Raw genomic sequence first — 20,280 nt, 5'->3', positions numbered from 1 at the left:
ATCGGAGGGAACATGCGACTTGAAAATTGTTAGCGTTTACAATAATTTCTTCAAAAATAATATGTTTATGAAAATGCTACTGATCTTCTCGATGATATCCATTGTCACGATCATTACATTGTCTTATATCATCTTCCTGTCGGTGTCCGACTCCACGATTCGCCGGGAACTGGCAATCCAGAAAGCGGCGATGGAACATGTGGATCGGTACATTCATCAGCAGTATGAATCGGTACAAAACATGGTGAGGGACATGCATCAGAATGAGGCGCTCTCCGCCAACATTACGTATCTGATGAATCACTCCTACGCTGAATATGTACAGCACATGACCAATGGATACTATGCCAATCAGGATGACTATTCGGCCGATGTGTTGAAACATTTTCAGAACATTATGGATCGTAATTCGCAGATTAACCAACTGATGTTATATAGCGCTGAGCAGCAGGATCTGTCTACCTTTAATCAACACAAGCAGTTCCGCAAGCTGGACGCCAATGTGGCTCATTCCTATATTCCGGACGTGATGGCGATGGAAACGCCCAATATCAGTGCACCCAATTACTGGATACGCAAAGAGATTAATCAATGGGACCCTGCGCTCTACTCCATCCGCGTACCGATTAACAATACACAGACCCTTCGTAATCTGGGCCAGTTTCTTGTCTTCTTTGACTCGGAGGGAATCGGCAACGCACTGGATAACTATGAGAGTAATCTCAAGGGAGAAATCGTGGTGTTATCGGCCAAAGGCACAGTCCTGTTTGACTCCAACAACCATTATTATGGCAAGCAGTACCCCTATGTGAATGTGGCCGATTCTCTGTTTGATCAGACGGATATGGATTCGATGAAAAAGGAGCAGAACATGTATGTGAACAAGTTTGTCTCCGCGGATCAGGGTTATGTGGTCATTGGCACCGTTCCGGTAGAAGAGATGGCTGAAACCTATGCGGGCATTCGCAATACCATCATCTCGATCAGTATTGTATGTATTTTATTTGCTGTGCTGGTTCCGGCATTTTTCATTATTAACTTTGCCAAACGAACCCGTCGAATTATTCGCTTCACCCAAAAAGTGAAATATGGCAACTTGACGGCTCGCATCGACGATCCGCGTGATGATGAACTGGGGCAGATCTCACATAGCTTCAACGATATGCTGGATGAGCTGAATCTGTACATTGAACGGGTCTACAAAGCCGAGATCAAACAGAAGGAGACCGAGCTGGTTGCATTACAGGCGCGTATCAATCCTCACTTTCTCTACAATACACTTGAAGTGATTCGGATGAGGGCCATATCCCAGGGGGCGAGAGACGTCGGCGAAATGATTTACAGCCTATCCGTTTTGTTCAAGAGCCTGGTCCAGCAGAAGAAGAACTATACGCTGAAGGATGAGATGGAAGCTTGCCGCTTGTATCTGGAGTTATTCCGAATCCGCTACAAGGATATTTTTATATATACGATCCAGATCGACGCTGCTTATTATCAACACCCGGTGGTGAAACTTTCGCTTCAACCCATCATTGAGAATTATGTCGTACACGGCATTCAGACAGAACGTTCGGATAACCGATTATCGATTGTTGTGGAAGAGACAGATGATGTGGTGCAAGTGGAAGTCAAAGATAATGGCAAAGGCATTGATCCGGCACGCCTGACGGAAATCCTTGAAGAACTGGAACGTCCTGAAGAGTCTGGTCAGATGTTCGGGCTGCGCAGTGTTCATAGTCGATTGCGCTTCCTGTATGGGCCAGAGTTCGGTATCACCATAGAGAGCACCCTCGGAGAAGGAACACGGATCAGGGTGCGTTATCCACATACAGAAGGGACAGGTGTTTAACATGTACAAGGTGTTTATTGTGGACGATGAGCCGTTCATCATTGAAGGCTTATACGATATTGTGGATTGGTCTTCATTTGGAATGGAAATTGTTAATCATGCGGGCAATGGGCAGGCGGCTTTAGATGCACTCTCTTCTCAGCCTGTGGACATTCTGATTACGGATATATCCATGCCACTCATGAATGGTCTCGATCTGATTCGGGAAGCAAGGCGAGTGCAACCTGAGCTTAAGGTCATTATCCTCAGTGGTTTCAATGAGTTCGAATATCTGAAGGAAGGCATGCAGCTGGGGATCGAAAACTACCTGCTCAAACCGATTAATGTGGAGGAACTGGAATCCACGCTGAGCAACACAGCGTCCAAACTGGACCATATGGTGTCACCTCAAGCCGATGATGCGTATGGCATTCAGATTCTGAAAGATAATATTCTTCATCGGTGGCTTACGGGACAGATTGCAGCTACCGAATTTGAAGAACGTGCCCAGTTTATGAACCTTTCGCTAGACGCACCTTACGTTGCTGTGGCCGTCTTGCGGGACAAAGGGCAGACAGCTGGCATGTTTGAACGCGTCGAGGGGATGCTTAGAGACAGACGCCATCTGAACGTATTTCATGATATCGATGGAGACATCGTCATTATTGCCAATATTCAGGGTACGAGTGACGAGGAACAGAAGTTAATGGATGGCCTGCAGGCATTATCTGATGCGATAACCGTAACCCATCCGGCGGCACGCATTGGAGCAGGCAGATTGATGAAAGGGTTATACCATGCGCCGACCAGTTATGCCGAGGCCAAAAAAGCACTCCAGTATGTGATGATTTATCCCGAGCTTAAAGTCATCGACCATGCCATGCTGGAAAGGTGCGGAAATTCAACGGCGACCTTTTTCATTGATTGGAGGGAGTACGCCAAACTCATTCTGTCCCGCAATACAGAACAACTTGCCGACCGGATTCGCATGGATTTTGAACAGCATCGCGATGGGCTTACACCTGGGGAGTTACAGAATACCGCATTGGAAGTTGTGATTCGCTTCAAAATGGAACTGGAGAGCATCAAACACTCGGATGAGTCTGCCATATACCAACAAGGGCTTCAACTTGTACTGGACAGTGGTACTTTTGATGAGCTCGTTCGGGCACTTCAGCAGGTTGGATCGCAGACGATCCAATCCCTATTGCAGGATCTGAAGAATCCGATTGTGAACCAGGTGCTTCAGCATATCGACAAACACTACGCAGAAGAGCTCTCCTTGAAGCTATTGGGTGCCCACTATCATCTGCATCCGGTGTATTTGGGACAATTGTTCCATAAGGAGACCGGAGAGACATTTGCCGAATATATCAACAAATACCGGATTGAACGTGCAAAGGAGCAACTACGCAATTCCAATCTGAAGGTACAGGAGATTGCACGAAATGTGGGGTATTGGGAGACGGGGTATTTCTATAAACAGTTCCGCAAATATGTGGGCATTTCACCGACGGATTTCAAGGTGTTTGGTTAATTCGGTGACGGGTAGATCCAACCATGCGGACAGAGAGCCAAGAGACATATCGGGAACAGGAATGGCATGGATGAAAATCATGGCATACGTTACCCGGCATGTCTTTTTCATGTAAGCGATTTAATTAAACAGGTACAAAATAGTTGTCCAAGGACGATTTCTCTTTAATTTGTACCTCGAAAACTTAAGTTTATCTTCTTTTTGTAAATGCTTTCATTCGATAAGGTTAAAGCAGTTAGTAAGTAGAGCCTAAAGGAACACAAAAAGGGAGGATCAAAGAAATGAGTAAACAAAGAAAACGCTTCTCACTCGTTCTTGCATTGTTAATGGCTGTTACACTTGTTCTTAGTGCCTGTGGAGGAAGCAAAAATGCTTCAGAATCCGAAGGAACTGGAGATGACGCAGTAGAGTTGATCTGGTATACCATCGGTACCCCTCAGAAAGACGTCAACAAAGTGATGGAAGAAGTGAGCAAGTATACCAAAGAGAAAATTAATGCCACGGTAACGATGAAGATGGTTGACTGGGGTGACTACCCGCAGAAGATGCAGGTTAACGTAGCATCCGGTGAGCCAATGGACATTCTGTTCACTTCTTCGGGTGGATTCGATTATGTACAAAATGCCAGAAAAGGTGCATTCCTCGAACTGGATGACTTGCTTGCTAAATACGGTCAGGATATCACCAAGACCATTGATCCTGCATTCCTCAGCGGTTCAAAGGTAGACGGACACAACTACGGAATTCCAGCCAACAAAGAGCTGCCACAACAAGAGGTATGGCGCTTTAACCAAATGCTGGTTGATAAATACAAGCTGGACATCTCTGGCGTTCGTACGTTAGACAGTCTGGAGCCTCTGCTCAAAACAATTAAGGAAAACGAGGCGAGTGTAACACCATTTGCCATGGATAAAAACTATGTTCCTTACGTGCCATATGACTATGTCATTCAGAATCTGCCAATGGCAATCAAGCTGGATACAACAGACTATAAGCTCGTGAACATACTGGAAACACCTGAAATGAAAGAAGCACTAACCACGATGCACAAGTACTACAAAGCCGGTTATGTATCGGCAGAAGCAGCAACAACAGGTTCCACGAACGACCTGACAACATCGGGCAACTGGTTCCTGGATCGTGCACAGACTCAACCGCTCGCGGACAATCAATGGTCTGCAAGTTACGGTTATCAAGTCGTTTCAACACCTGCAAGTGAAGCAATTATAACGAATACATCTGTACAAGGCTCCATTATGGCCATCTCGGCGAACTCGGAATATCCGGAGAAAGCGATGGAATTCCTGAACCTGCTCAATACAGATCCTGTGCTGCGTAATATGGTGGACTCCGGTATTGAGGGCACACACTACAAAAAAGTGGATGACACGCATATGGAAAATCTGCCTGAATCGAAAAACTACGATATGCCTTCATACTCCCTTGGGAACAACATGCTGCTCTATCTGAACAGCAATGACCCGGATAACAAATGGGATGAGTTCAAGAAGTTTAACGCTGAAGGTGTCAATTCCCCGATCCTCAGCTTTAACTTTGATGCAAGCAATGTATCGTCCGAACTGACAGCGGTACAGAACGTGAAAGAGCAATATTGGGCAGCACTGATGACAGGTACACTGGACCCGGCAGCCAATCTGGATCAAGTGATTGAGAAGTTCAATCAAGCCGGACTGGAGAAAGTAATGGCTGAAGCCCAAAGCCAGCTGGATGCCTGGAGAGCGGAAAACAAGTAACAGTACATCGTAAGGATCGGGCGGTTGCTTATCGCGTCCGGTCCTTTTTCATTCAAGCCTGAAGGAGGATATCCACAATGACTACATTTTTGAAAAACCTGATTAGAAACCGAGTCATGCTGCTCATGGTGCTGCCAGGCGCCATCTGGTTCTTCTTCTTCTCCTACTTGCCACTTGTGGGCACGGTGGCTGCTTTCAAAGAATATCGGTTCAGCCGTGAAGGGTTCTGGGCAAGTCTGATGAAGAGTGAATGGGTTGGCTGGGACAATTTCAAATTCCTGTTCAGCACAAGTGACGCATGGCTCATTACACGCAACACCCTCTTTTATAACATCGCCATTATCTTCCTGGGACTGGTGTTTGCTGTGGCATTGGCAATCCTGCTCTCGGAACTAGTGAATAAACGACTCGCCAAACTGTATCAAACTGGCATGTTTCTGCCGTATTTTCTATCCTGGGTTATCGTTGGTTACTTCGCATTCAGCTTCTTGAGCATGGACCGCGGGATGTTGAATCAGATTATCGGCTGGTTTGGGATGGAACCAATTCAGTGGTACTCTGAGGCGAAATATTGGCCGTATATTCTGGTATTCGTAGCGTTATGGAAAACCATCGGGTATAGCAGCGTTGTCTATCTGGCTTCCATACTGGGGATTGATAAATCACTGTATGAAGCAGCCATGATTGATGGAGCAAGCAAATGGCAGCAGATTCGCAATATTACGATTCCGTTGCTGTCGCCCATCATCACGATTATGACCTTGCTGGCCGTAGGCCGCATTTTCTATGCCGACTTTGGACTCTTCTATCAGGTGCCAAGGGATTCGGGTACGCTTTATTCCGTGACAAATGTTATTGATACGTATGTATATCGAGGTTTGAAAACTAGTGGTGAGATCGGCATGAGTACAGCAGCGGGATTGTATCAATCCGTGGTGGGCTTTGTGCTTGTTATTATCTCCAACTATGTTGTTCGCAAAGTAGATAAAGACAGTAGCCTATTCTAGGACAGGGAAAGGAGTGAACCACTATGGCTCAAGCAAGGCTCGTTAAAAAACGCGACTTCCACCACGTATCCAACGGATGGAACGTGATCATGAACATCATCGCCGGTCTATTTGCTCTGATCTGTGTATTTCCTTTTATATTTGTAGTTATCATCTCGTTTACAGACGAGAAAGCACTGGCCCGTGATGGGTATCGTCTGATTCCGGCAGAATGGAGTCTCGCGGCATATCAGTTTGTCTGGCAGAGTGGGGACACGCTGCTGCGGGCGTATGGAGTTACCATCCTGGTGACGGTACTCGGTACCATTATCAGTTTGATTCTCATGTCGCTGTATGCGTATGCGATTTCTCGCAAGAGCTTCAGGTATCGGAGATTTTTCTCCATCTTTGCGATTCTGACGATGTTGTTTAACGGCGGGATGATTCCAACCTATATGGTCGTATCCCAGCTGCTTGGGTTGAAAGATACGTTATGGGCACTGATTCTGCCGCTGGCGATGAATGCCTTCTATATTATGATCCTGCGTACATTCTACTCCACCAGTGTACCGGATGCAGTCATTGAATCGGCGAAGATTGATGGCGCCGGTGAGTTCTATACCTTTATGAAAATCGTGGTTCCACTCTCCTTGCCGGGACTGGCAACCATCGGGTTATTCAGTACACTCGGTTACTGGAATGATTGGTTCAATGCGCTGTTATACATCGATAATCCGAATCTGGTACCGCTGCAATCCATGTTAATGCGGATTGAGTCGAGTATCCAGTTTATCCAGCAGAACTCTGCTAACAGTTCGATGAGTCTGGCAGCCATGCAGTCCATTCCGCAGGATACATCCCGAATGGCGATGGTTGTGCTTGCTACGTTGCCGATTATATTCGCTTATCCGTTCTTCCAGCGTTATTTCGTACAGGGTCTGACGGTAGGCGCGGTCAAAGAATAACCGGATCACGTTATAGGATTGGAGAGATGCAGATTGATGACTTACAAGGACCAAAGCAAATCCGTAGAGGAACGGGTACAACACCTGCTTAGCCTGATGACTACGGAAGAAAAGGTAGGTCAACTTACGCAGCCATTTGGCTGGCAGACCTATACGAATGATCAAGAGAACATCACGTTAAATGATTCCTTTAAACAGCAAGTGGAAAATGGGGGCGTCGGCTCCCTCTATGGTGCACTTCGGGCCGATCCCTGGACTGGCGTTACGCTGGAAAATGGACTATCCGCCAGAGAAGGTGCTGAGGCGGTCAATCTGATTCAACGTTATGCGGTAGAGCATTCCAGACTGGGGATACCCATCCTGATTGGAGAGGAATGTTCGCATGGACATATGGCCATTGACGGAACGGTCTATCCAGTTCCCCTTTTACTGGGGAGTACATGGAATGTGGATCTATACCGGGAGATGTGCCAGGCAGTAGCACGGGAGACACGTGCCCAAGGTGGTGCGGTCACCTATTCTCCGGTATTGGATGTTGTGCGTGATCCGCGCTGGGGACGTACCGAGGAATGCTTCGGTGAAGATCCGTATCTTATCGGGGAACTGGCGGTTGCCTCCGTGGAAGGACTACAGGGTGAAAGTCTTGACCGTGGGGATACAGTAGCGGCAACGCTGAAACATTTTGTTGGTTATGGCAGCTCGGAAGGTGGACGTAATGCAGGGCCTGTACATATGGGCTGGCGCGAACTGCTGGAAGTGGATCTCTATCCATTCCGCAAAGCGGTGGAAGCGGGCGCTGCGTCGATCATGCCAGCATATAACGAAATTGATGGCACGCCTTGCACCGTGAATACGGAATTGCTGGAAGATGTTTTGCGTAAGGATTGGGGCTTTGACGGTCTGGTCATTACGGATTGTGGTGCGATTAACATGCTGGCAAGTGGGCATGATGTCGCGGCGGATGGAATGGAAGCTTCCGTACAGGCGATTGAGGCAGGCATCGATATGGAAATGTCCGGTGAGATGTTTGGGCAATATCTGATGCAGGCTGTGACAGAAGGCAAGCTTGATATGCAGGTTCTGGATCAGGCTGCCTCTCGTGTGCTGGCGTTGAAGTTCAGACTGGGCTTATTCGAACAGCCTTATGTGGATGCCGATCGGGCAGCAGAAGTCATTGGAAGTGAAGCGCATATTCAACTGGCACGCCAGTTGGCTGCGGAAGGGGTTGTACTTCTCAAAAATGAGGCTGACACGTTACCTCTCTCGTTAGCAAATGTGGGCCGGATTGCCGTGATCGGCCCAAATGCGGATCAGGCCTACAATCAACTGGGCGATTACACATCTCCGCAACCGAAGTCGAAAGTGGCGACGGTACTGGATGGGATTCGCATTAAGCTGGCTAATCATGTGGATGGGCAAACGGAGAAGAGTTCTGTTGGTGCTTTGACTGGTGACAGCAGTACAGATCAGGTTCTTTATGCACCAGGCTGCCGGATCAAAGGTGATTCGAAAGAAGGATTCGAGCGTGCCCTTGAAGTTGCCAGCCAGGCAGATACGGTCATTATGGTGGTTGGTGGCTCCAGTGCACGTGACTTTGGAGAAGGAACGATCGATCTGAAAACGGGTGCTTCCAATGTGTCCGATAACTCTTGGAATGATATGGAGTGTGGCGAAGGGATCGACCGGATGACGTTGGGTCTTGCCGGAGTACAGTTGGAACTCATTCAGGAGATTCACAAGCTCGGCAAAAAACTTGTCGTTGTTTACATTAATGGTCGTCCCATCACTGAACCTTGGGTAGATGAACATGCCGATGCGATTCTGGAGGCGTGGTATCCGGGTCAAGAGGGCGGGCGTGCCATTGCAGATATTTTATTCGGTGATGTGAATCCGTCAGGCAAATTGACGATCTCCATTCCGAAGCATGTCGGCCAATTACCGATCTATTATAACGGCAAACGTTCCCGAGGCAAACGTTACCTCGAAGAGGATTTGGAGCCACGTTATGCATTTGGATACGGACTTAGCTATACCACATATGAGTACAGTGAACCGCAGCTGAGTGCTGCATCTATGACAACTGATGATTCAGTTACGGTATCGGTGAACGTGACCAACACCGGCCGTTATGCAGGTGCAGAAGTTGTACAGATGTACATCTCTGACGTGGTCAGCTCACTAACTCGTCCGGCCAAGGAACTGAAGGGGTTTGCAAAAGTGAACCTGGAGCCGGGAGAGACACAGACCGTGGAATTCCACATCGGGGCCGAGCAACTGCAGTATATTGGTGGTGATTTGAAGCCTGTCGTTGAACCGGGACAATTCCATATTCATATCGGCAGCAGCGTAAACGATACGCAAATAGCCGAACTGACCGTAGGGGAGGCGTAAGACGTTGGAACGTATCAGACGATTTATTCGCGAGTTGTCCGAACATCAGTGGCTGGAGCAATTACAGCTGCGCAACTGGGACATTACCCGCGCTTATTATCATGTGCCAGGACAGTATGAGGATCAGGGTGAGTACCCCGAAGGGCAAGATTTTGAGCGTTTTCCGAGCAAACAGGGAACGACTTATTTTTTCAGAACACGTTTGGAGATTCCTGCTACATGGCAGCAAACACCTTATGGGCTTGTATTTGAGACAGGCGGAGAAGGCTTGCTTCGGGTAAATGGGAACTCTTATCAGGGCCTTGACCGCAATCATACCTACGTCACGCTTGATCCATCCAAAGTCGGAAACGCTCCAGAACTGGAGATCGAGATGTTTGATCCGGTACCTGAACCTGTAGACCCGTTGAATCAACAGGCGGTTATTCAGCCGCCAATCACATCAATTACGAGCTTGCTGGTGAGACCCAATGAAGCGGTTCGTAGTCTGATGTATACCGTCATTATTGTCCGTGATTCGGCTGTGTTGCTACCGGAAAGTGACTTTCGGCGGGTTCGCCTGTTAGAACTGGTGTATCGTGCGATGGATCAATTTGTAGGCATGTCAGCAGAAGAGATTGAGCAGGGAGAGGGTATTCGTCAGATTGAGAATAATCTGAAGCATCATGTGCGTGAGATTGGTGGAAACGCGGAAGGTCTGGAGCATATGGTGGGACAGTCCCATATTGATATTGCCTGGCTGTGGCCTGTACGTGAGACGGTACGCAAAACGAGCCGTACTTTCTCCACCGTGGATGCACTCATGAATGAATATCCGGACTATGTTTATTCCCAGAGCCAACCCTTACTATATGCGTTTCTGAAGGAGCATGATCCCGAGCTTTACGCGCGGGTGAAGCAGCGGATTGTAGAAGGCCGCTGGGAACTGGTTGGCGGCATGTGGGTTGAGCCGGATCTGAACATCCCGAGCGGGGAGTCCCTGATTCGCCAGATGTTATATGGTCAGCGTTTCTATATGGAGGAGTTTGGCAAGACATCACAGATTGAATGGTTGCCGGATACGTTTGGGTATTGTGCCTCCCTGCCACAGATTTTGAAGCATGGCAATGTGGAATATTTCATGACAACAAAGCTCGGATGGAACGACACAAATGTGTTTCCATACGATCTCTTCCACTGGGTGGGCATTGACGGCACACCGATCCTGTCCTACCTCAATCATGGTGTTAACGAGCATACGTTGCCGAAGGATATTCATGATCACTGGCAGTCCTACCGTGAGAAAGCGGCTCATCCGGAGCATATGCTTCTATACGGACACGGAGATGGCGGCGGTGGCGTAACACGCGAGATGCTGGAGTATGTGGATCGCGCAGACTTGATGGTTGGACAGCCTGCGAGCCGATATAGCACAGCTGGAGCTTTCTTTGCCGGAATTGAAAAGGAGCAACCTGTACTTCCGAAGTGGCATGGCGATCTGTATCTTGAGTTACATCGGGGAACCTACACGACCCATGCGCGCAATAAGCGCAACAACCGGAAAGCGGAGGTTCTGTATCGAGAAGCTGAGCTGTGGAATACACTCGCTCTGCCAGATATGGAGGCAGATGCAGAAGCTGAAGTGCGTTCGAATCTGCATGAAGGCTGGAAGCTGATTTTGCTGAATCAATTTCATGATATTATTCCGGGCTCGGCAATTACGGAGTCCTACGTCACTTCGAATGAGGAATATGTACAGGTATTTGAATTGGGCAGAACCGGACTGGATCAAGGCATTGCTGCATTGACAACGGGTATCAACACAGAGGGACCGGAAGGTTCAGTAGCCTATGTTGTATTCAACAGCCTGGGCTGGAAACGGAGTGCAGTCGTTCAACTTCCTGTGCAGGATGGCTTGGATCGCTACGGCATCGATGAAGAAGGTCAGCGCTTGCGGATGGATCGGGAGGATGGCAACATGTCTATTCTCGTGACAGACATTCCGGCGTTTGGATATAAAACGATTTGGCTTGTACCGGAAAATACAAGGGAAACGAATGTACGGGAAATGACCACCCTTGCCGCACAACCAACCTTTAATGATACATGGGATACCGCCTTTTACCATGTGCAGTTCAATGAACGTGGGGAGATCACCCGCCTGTGGGATAAAAATGCAGAGCGTGAGATGCTGAAGCCGGGAGAACGTGGTAATCAACTTCACTTCTTCCACGATCGTCCAACGCTCTGGGATGCATGGGATATCGACAGTCGTTATGAGGAACAGATTGCTGGCGAAGTGGAACTGTTGGAGAAAAAGCTGGTGCTGGCGGGTTCAACGAAAGATGTCCTGCGCTTCCGCTGGAAGCTACATCAATCGGAAATCACACAAGATATCGTCTTTTATCATGATTCACGACGTATCGACTTCCAGACACAGGTGAACTGGAACGAAAATCACAAACTTCTGAAAGTTGGTTTCCCGATTGATGTGGTGACCTCCAAGGCAACATTTGAAATTCCATTTGGCTCACTGGAACGCCCAACACATCGCAACACAAGCTGGGAACAAGCGCAGTATGAAGTCTGTGGACACCGCTTCGCGGATGTTTCCGAATATGGATACGGCGTGAGCCTGCTCAATGATTGCAAATACGGGTACGACGTGCAGGGAAGCACCATTCGTTTGTCCTTGCTGCGAGCACCAAAATGGCCTGATCGCACGGCTGATCTGGGAGAACATGAATTCACCTATTCCCTGTATCCACACGACGGAGACTGGAGAACAGCACACACCGTACGTCAGGCCGCCGAGCTGAATCATGAGGTGACAGTACAGCAAGTGAAACAAGTGCATCAAAAGGGTCAGATACAACAAGAGCAGCAGATAGAGCAGGTACAGCAGAGCGGAGGTACTGAAGTCGATCCAATTGCAGATGCAACTGCAACTGCAAATGCAAATGCGGCACCTGTACGTCCAGCAACAGGCTCCTGGATTAACTTTAATAGTAATCACGTCATTCTGGATACCGTCAAAATGGCAGAGGATGGACAAGGCACTGTGCTGCGTTTCTATGAATCATCAGGCAAACGCGAAACCATCACATTGCAATGGCCACATGCCTTTGAGCAAGCGTACCACTCCAACGCACTGGAAGAACCCGTCCAACCACTGGCCCATACCCATGGCCAGATTACACTATCTTTTAAACCTTACGAAATACAAACCGTGCTACTGCGGTAAACCTTTTTGAAATATTTTTGAGCTATACATGTTCAACTAAACATTTACACGATAACGGAGAGGACAGAAAGAATTCGAAGAAGCGAAGCGTTCGCCTTTATCCCCGGATTTACCCTTTAGAAAAGGGAATCAAAAAAATCTGGGGATAACAGCGATCGGAGGATATTTCTGACCGCGCAGTGGTCCCGTGTAAATTTTGTTTCATCCTATAGCTACACCATTCAATTTGTTTAAGGAGTTGCACTCATCCATGGAACAGTTCAGATTACCCAAAATACCCATGCCACCTGTTGCTTTGCCACAATCCATTCAGGCCGTGCTCGAAGAAGCAGAACAGAAACTGGCTCACCGACCAAAACTGCTTCAATTATTCAAAAACTGCTTCCCCAACACCATCGAAACAACAACCAAGTTGATGGAGGACGGTACGACTTTTGTTATCACGGGAGATATTCCGGCTTCCTGGCTGCGTGATTCCGTGGAGCAGGTGGTACATTACATTCCGTTTGCAAAGGAAGATGAGGACCTGCAGCGCATCATTGGTGGGCTGATCAAACGTCATATCCAGTATGTTCACATCGATCCATATGCTAATGCCTTCAATGAGACGGCCAACGACTGGCATTGGAACACCACGGACGAGACCGAGATGTCACCTTGGGTGTGGGAACGCAAATTTGAGATCGACTCATTATGTTTCGTTGTGCGCCTGGCCTATTTATATTGGAAGGAAACCGAACTGACTGACATTTTCGATTCAAGCTTCAAAGCAGCGATGCGTAAAATCGTGGACCTGTTCAAAGTCGAACAGCATCACATGGAACAATCTCCATATCGCTTTACTCGCAATAACGGTATCCCAACAGATTCCCTGCGCAATCACGGAAAAGGTATGCCAGTCAACTACACGGGTATGATCTGGTCCGGTTTCCGTTCCAGTGATGATGCGTGTGATTTCCACTACAATATCCCTGGCAATATGTTTGCGGTTGTTGCATTGCGCCAAATGCAGGAGTTTGCGGAGTGGGTGTTCCGGGATATGGAACTTTTGCAGGAATTGAAGGATCTGGAGCAGGACGTGGATCACGGTATTCAGTTGTACGGGATTTATCGTCATCCGGAATTTGGACCGATCTATGCATACGAGACGGACGGTTATGGCAACCACTGTCTCATGGACGATGCCGGTACACCTGGACTCATGTCCATTCCATATCTGGGTTACGTTACAGCGGATGATCCGATCTATCAGAATACGCGCCGCTTCGTTCTGAGCAAAGAGAACCCGTTCTATTATGAAGGCAAGGTTGCCAAAGGAATTGGTAGCCCACACACACCGCCCGATTACATCTGGCATATGGGCTTATCCATGCAGGGACTGACTGCGCAGTCTGCCGAGGAGAAACTGGAGATTATTCGCATGCTCGAAGCGACAGATGCAGATACGGGGTATATGCATGAAGGCTTCCACGCCGATGATCCAACGATTTTTACACGAAAATGGTTTGCATGGTCCAACAGCCTGTTCTCCCAGTTGGTCTATAAATCCATGAAGGATGGCCTGTTATGAGTATCCAAATTAATGATCAAAAGCTGATTATCTTCGCTGACCCTGCGTTTCCAGTGGATGGTGCTTTTCCAACGGAGCAGGCTCTGAATGCATGGAAAGCAGTCAAAGAGATCACCGTTGTAAACGCCGATGAACTTGCAGAGATTTTGAAGGCCACGGCTGGTGAAGGATGTCTGGTCAATCTGCATGCACCCTATTTTCCCAAGTCCGCCTGGACGGAGATTGCAGCTTACCTGCACCAGGGCGGAAGCCTGATCAGTGTGGGGGGCGAACCCTTTAAACGTCCGGTTCGATATGAGAATGGGGCATGGGTTGTAGAGTCCGAGCAGACCGCGTATCATCAGGAACTCTATATTCATGAGGCGTTGAACGTATCTGCTGCGAATGTGCAGTCGTACACGTCATCTGAACAGATCCTGCTTCTCACTGGGAAAGAGGGACTGTTCGAGAAGGCAGATACATGGAATCTGGTTCCACATACAACCAAAACAAGTGATCTGCCCCACCAGATGGGTTCATCCGGCCCCATGAGTACGCAGATTTATCCGTTACTTCGTGGCATGAGCAAGGATGGACGCAGTGTCGCCGCTCCGGTCGTTCTGTGGGAAAACTCCCGCGGGACTTTCGTTGGTTCACGATGGATATTTGTGCAGCTGCCGCTGACTACCTCATTCTGGACGCAGGATGGCGCTGACGAGATTGTGAAGTGGGCGCAATTCTGTGCGCAAGGTGTAACGGAGTTATCCCTGAAAACAAATTATGCTTCGTATGAGCCAGATGAACGGGCTGTACTTACACTTCAAGGCCAGATTTTACAGCGTGCAGGCAGCAGGCGTACAACGTCTGAGCTGTGGACATTCGACATAACGGTCGAGCATGAGGATCGCACAAGTGGCACGACGGAAACGGTATGGAGCCATCGACTGGAGATGGAACTTTCCGGTGAGCAGCGTTTCGAACGTATACTTCTCCCGGTTTCCCTTGAAAGTGGGCTGTATCGAATCATATGCCACGCGCAGGCTCCTGACGGTGAAGTTCGGACCTTGCGTCAAGGCTTCTGGGGACAAGATGCAGCATTGCTGGCAGAAGGGGAAGTGATTACCCGCAGCAGGGACTATTTTGTAAAAGACGGACGTCCTCTCCCTGTTGTAGGCATGACCTACATGACCTCCGATGTGGCACGGAAATTTCTCTTTCTACCGAATGCGGATGTCTGGGATCGGGACATGGCTCAGATGGCAAAAGCCGGCATCAACTGGATTCGGACCGGAATCTGGACCGCCTATCGCAACATGATGCAGGTAGACGGACATATGGCAGAGGATGTGCTTCGTGCTATTGATGCATTTATTTTAACGGCGAAACGCCATGGCTTACAGGTCACATTCACCTTTTTCTCCTTTACACCGGAGACATGGGAAGGCACGAATCCGTATCTGGACTTGCAGAGTGTCGAGGCTCAGAAACGTTTTATCCGCAGCATCGTCAGTCGTCACACGCATACAACACATGTGGACTGGGATCTGATTAACGAGCCATCCATGTTTGATCCGGTGCGTATCTTCTCAGCTGGCCCACGCTCGGCGAGGGATTCATGTGAACAGCAGGCTTATATCGCTTGGCTTCAGCAGCGGCATCAGACGATTGAAGCGTTGCAGGAGGCATGGAACATGTCACCGAAGCAGCTTCCGAACTTTGCAGCCGCGGTGATCCCGGAGGCAGAAGAGATTAACTTTGATGTACAGGACATGCACAAGGCCAAAAAGGGAACACGCTGGCTTGATTACTGTCTCTTCTCTATGGAGATGCACAATGTTTGGGCAAGAGAGCTTGTAGGTACGATCAAAGACCTGGTTCCCGATCATCTGGTTACCGTGGGACAGGACGAAGCCCTTGGTGCACAGCGTCCTTCTCCGTTCTTCTATGAACGTGAAGTGGATTATACAACCGTGCATTCCTGGTGGTTGAACGATGATCTGATCTGGGATGGCATTTTCGCCAAAACGCCATCCAAACCGAATCTCATTCAGGAGACGGGCATCATGTATGTGGAAACCCCCGATGGGCGAGCTAAGCGTACGGAAGAGGAGCTTCGTGGTATTCTCGAACGAAAGTACGCCTATGCTTTCTCGACAGGCGGCGCTGGCGCCGTGCAATGGATCTGGAACACCAACTTCTATATGGATAATGCCAATGAGTCCCATATTGGGGCCCTTCGTGCAGATGGTACGGAGAAACCCGAGGCGGATGTGTCTTATGATTTTGGCCGATTCATGGATGGCATTCGTGATCTCTTTGAAGACCGCGATCTGGAGGATATTGCAGTGGTGTTCCCGTATTCCAATGACTTCTCCAACCGTGCCCTCGCCTATGATGCCACAACAAAGCTTACTCGCGTGATGTCTTATGATCTGAAATTGCCATTCCGTGCGTTATCCGAATATCATCTGGAAGCGTTGGAGCAGCAGCCGCCGAAGCTGATTATCGTACCGAGTCCGCACAATATGGAGAGCGATGCACTTCAACAATTGCTCACGTTTGCGGAGAAGGAAGGCACGAGCCTGCTCATTACAGGGCCGCTGGGACTGGACGCATACTGGAAGGCAACTGACCGGGCCGATCATATCGTAGGCAAACGGAGTCTGGGTAATGTGCAACGGGAAGAATTGCTGAATATTAATGGCGTGAATCACCGGGTGACCTATGGACGGCGTCGTATCGCCGAGGTGGCAAAGGAGACGTTGCTTCATGGGGATAAAGGTACAGCAGATGAAGTACACGTTCTGCCTTTGGGCAAAGGGAAATTAATCTGGACTCCACTGCCGCTTGAGTTAAATGGACGGGACGAGCCACTTGCTGAATTGTATCGTTATGCAACCGAGATTTCGGGCATCGAACAGGAGTTGGAATGGATATCTGGCGGAGATATCGCAGGGATCTATGGACGGAAGCTTAGTTTTCCAAAAGGAAATATGTATGTATTTGTATCGGAATTTGCCTTGAACCATGAAGTTCACGTGAGAGATCAACGTACAGGTGTATCGTACTCGTTCCAATTGGAGAAAAATCGTTCGGTGCTGTTTGCCACGGATGCTTCCGGAAAGCTGACTGCGGTGTATCGCCCTGATGAGGTTGAGATTGTACAACAAGATGAAAGAGGTGGGATAACACGATGACCAAGAAGAAGAGAGCACATATTATTTCGCATACCCACTGGGATCGGGAATGGTACTTGCCGTATGAGAAGCATCATATGCGTCTTATTCAGCTCGTCGATTCACTGTTGGATCAGCTTGATGAGGGATCGGACTATAAAAGCTTTTATTTGGATGGACAAACGATTATTATCGATGACTATCTTCAGGTTCGACCGGAGCAGAAGGAAAGACTGGAGAAGCATATCCGCAATGGGCGGATTGTGATTGGACCATGGTACATTTTGCAGGATGCGTTTCTGACGAGCGGAGAAGCCAATGTGCGCAACATGCAGGTTGGACATAAGGACGCCAAACGTTACGGCACCCCTTCGAAAATTGGTTACTTTCCCGATACATTTGGATTGGTCGGGCAGACTCCACAGCTGATGCAGCAATCAGGCATTGATAATGTGTTTTTTGGACGTGGTGTGAAGCCGACGGGATTTAACAATACGGTATCGGATGCCGGATATGAATCAAGCTTCTCGGAGCTGATGTGGGAAGGACCAGACGGATCAAAAGTGCTCGGCGTATTGTTTGCCAACTGGTACTCCAACGGAAATGAAGTTCCTGTAGACGAGGAATCGGCCCGCAAGTTCTGGGAAACCAAGCTTGCAGATGCCGAGAAATATGCATCGACCAATGAGTTGTTGTACATGAACGGATGTGATCACCAGCCGATTCAGCGAGATCTGCCAGAAGCGATTCGCATGGCTGAACAATTACATCCCGATATCGAGTTCATTCACTCCAACTTTCCGGATTATCTGGAAGCTTTGAGAGCATCGTCTGAACATGAACTGTCCACGGTCAAAGGCGAACTGCGCAGCCAGCGTACCGATGGCTGGGGAACTCTGGTGAACACGGCCTCGGCTCGTGTGTATCTGAAACAGATGAACCAGCTGGGCCAGACTATGCTGGAAAAAGTGGCTGAACCCCTGGCATCCTACGCCTATCTGCTTGGACATGCCTATCCACATGACCAACTGACGTATGCCTGGAAAACGCTGATGCAAAATCACCCGCATGACAGCATCTGTGGATGCAGTGTGGATGAGGTGCACCGCGAGATGGTGACACGGTTTGATAAGAGCCGTCATGTAGCAGAGGCTTTAATTGAAGAGAGCACCAGCCAGATTACTACAGCTGTCGATACCTCCATATTTGAGCGTTACGGCGAGCAGGCTCGACCTGTTGTGGTATTTAATACAACGGGTTGGGAACGCAGCGGTGTAGTTCAGATGGAACTGGACGCGGCTCGGTTGTATTTCCGGGATGGACATACGTTGGAAGAGATGGCGACGCAGATGAAAGCCGTTGACCTGTCAGACCGCGTACTTGTAGATGAAAATGGTAACCACATTCCATGTACGGTGGAGGATCTGGGTCTGCAATTCGGCTATGATCTGCCGGATGATCGCTTCCGCCAACCGTATAGTTGTCGGCGAGTACGTATTCGTTTTGAAACAGAGCATGTAGCTGCATTGGGCCTGAAGACGTATGCTTTGGTGAAATCAGTGGATCATGCTAAGAGTGGTACTTCGTCGAAAAAGACTACGCTGTTGCGTGGTGAACGTGGCATGGAAAATCAACATATGATCGTCACGATTGAAGACAATGGTTCATTCACACTCACAGACAAACGAACAGGCCGGACTTACAAGGACCTTGGCGTGTACGAAAATGTGGGCGATATCGGTAATGAATACATGTTCAAACAGCCAGAGAACGAAGTGGCGCGGACAACACAAGCGCTTCAGGCAGAGATTCGGGTCCTTGAGAATACATCATACTTGGCCTCATTCGAAGTAATTCATCATTGGGAAATACCGGAGTCTGCGGATGAGATGCTGGATCAGGAACAGCGGGAACTGATTTATTATCCACATCGCAAAGCCCAGCGTTCAACTAAAATGATTCCGCTCCAGATTCGCACGGTTGTATCCCTCAGTCGTAATGGAAAAGGAGTGCAAATGGAAACAACCTTTAACAATCAGGCGAAGGATCATCGGGTGCGTACTCTTTTCCCAACGGATCTTGTATCTGCTGTTCATCATGTGGATTCTATGTTCGAAATTGCAACACGTGATAACAAGCCTGCACCGGAGTGGCAAAATCCAAGCAATACACAGCATCAACAGAATTTTGTGGATGTGAGTGAAAAGGACGCCGGATTGGTCGTTGCCAATCTGGGCCTGAATGAATATGAAGTCCTTCAGGATGGTCGCAACACCATCGCCGTTACGCTGCTTCGTGCTGTGGGCGAACTTGGAGACTGGGGTTTGTTCCCGACACCTGAAGCACAATGCCTTGGTGAACATACATTTAAAGTCGAGATCATTCCCCACGATGGCAATGGTGCAGCATCAGGTGCATATATCGAGGCTTATCAGTTCCAGGTTCCTTGGACGCTGGCACAAACCGAAGTACACACGGGTTATCTGACACCTAACAACACACCGTTTGCATGGCAAGGAGACGGCTTGGCTTTTTCTTCACTCAAGGTCAATGAAGATTCCGGTGATGTGATGCTCCGCTGGTTCAATATGACCACCGACTCTGCTACGTTGAAGCTTGCTGCTTCGCAAGCGAATGCACAGTCATTCGAAACGGCGTACAAGAGCAATATCCTGGAGGAAGAGGGCGAAATACTTCATCTCAACAGCATAGAAGAGGCATCAACATTATCATTTGCCACCAAGGAATGGAACATACAGACAGATTCATGCGAGATCGTTACTGTCGGCTTGCGCCGCTGATCAAAGTTGTTTATAGAGTCGAAAAACGGACTTTTGAACACACACTAAAAGGTACAGGACTGCAAGTGTA

General features: G+C 48.6%; 10 protein-coding genes. All 10 read left to right on the top strand.

Features of this window, described 5'->3' with window-relative positions; all coding sequences use genetic code 11:
* Positions 1-19 precede the first annotated feature (19 nt).
* The 10 genes from AC6CIF_RS21455 (at position 20) to AC6CIF_RS21410 (ending at position 20,210) form a co-directional block, all read left to right on the top strand.
* Entirely contained in the window at positions 20-1,849 is a 1,830-nt protein-coding gene (locus tag AC6CIF_RS21455; protein ID WP_498201468.1) for a sensor histidine kinase, read from the top strand.
* 1 nt (position 1,850) lies between these two features.
* Positions 1,851-3,365 carry a response regulator gene (locus AC6CIF_RS21450; RefSeq protein ID WP_498201467.1) on the top strand — a complete coding sequence of 505 codons (1,515 nt, stop codon included), beginning with the start codon at positions 1,851-1,853 and terminating at the stop codon, positions 3,363-3,365.
* Positions 3,366-3,646: 281 nt separating this feature from the next.
* On the top strand, positions 3,647-5,119 hold the full coding sequence (locus tag AC6CIF_RS21445) for an ABC transporter substrate-binding protein (protein ID WP_498201466.1): 1,473 nt from the start codon (positions 3,647-3,649) through the stop codon (positions 5,117-5,119).
* Between the two features lie 77 nt (positions 5,120-5,196).
* A complete protein-coding gene (locus tag AC6CIF_RS21440) occupies positions 5,197-6,126 on the top strand; it encodes an ABC transporter permease (protein WP_036605780.1) in 930 nt (309 codons plus the stop codon).
* A gap of 23 nt (positions 6,127-6,149) precedes the next feature.
* Positions 6,150-7,070 (top strand): carbohydrate ABC transporter permease, encoded by a 921-nt coding sequence (locus AC6CIF_RS21435; protein ID WP_221821009.1) that lies wholly within the window; start codon positions 6,150-6,152, stop codon positions 7,068-7,070.
* Between the two features lie 36 nt (positions 7,071-7,106).
* Positions 7,107-9,461, top strand: coding sequence for a glycoside hydrolase family 3 N-terminal domain-containing protein (locus tag AC6CIF_RS21430; RefSeq protein WP_498201477.1), 2,355 nt, complete (start codon positions 7,107-7,109; stop codon positions 9,459-9,461).
* A gap of 4 nt (positions 9,462-9,465) precedes the next feature.
* The gene (locus tag AC6CIF_RS21425; protein ID WP_498201465.1) at positions 9,466-12,684 is read left to right on the top strand and encodes an alpha-mannosidase; all 3,219 of its coding nucleotides are present in this window, start codon (positions 9,466-9,468) and stop codon (positions 12,682-12,684) included.
* A 250-nt stretch (positions 12,685-12,934) separates the two neighbouring features.
* Positions 12,935-14,254: a glycoside hydrolase family 125 protein gene (locus tag AC6CIF_RS21420; protein ID WP_498201464.1), complete on the top strand. Its 1,320-nt coding sequence runs from the start codon at positions 12,935-12,937 to the stop codon at positions 14,252-14,254.
* A complete protein-coding gene (locus AC6CIF_RS21415) occupies positions 14,251-17,430 on the top strand; it encodes a beta-galactosidase (protein ID WP_498201463.1) in 3,180 nt (1,059 codons plus the stop codon). Before AC6CIF_RS21420 ends, AC6CIF_RS21415 begins: the two co-directional genes overlap by 4 nt.
* Positions 17,427-20,210: an alpha-mannosidase gene (locus tag AC6CIF_RS21410; RefSeq protein ID WP_498201462.1), complete on the top strand. Its 2,784-nt coding sequence runs from the start codon at positions 17,427-17,429 to the stop codon at positions 20,208-20,210. The genes AC6CIF_RS21415 and AC6CIF_RS21410 overlap by 4 nt, the downstream gene beginning before the upstream one ends.
* Positions 20,211-20,280: the final 70 nt, after the last annotated feature.

It is taken from the genome of Paenibacillus sp. GQ49 (genome assembly GCF_059759055.1).
Note: the sequence above shows the minus strand (reverse complement) of the source record. Positions and strands in the feature narration are given on the sequence as shown.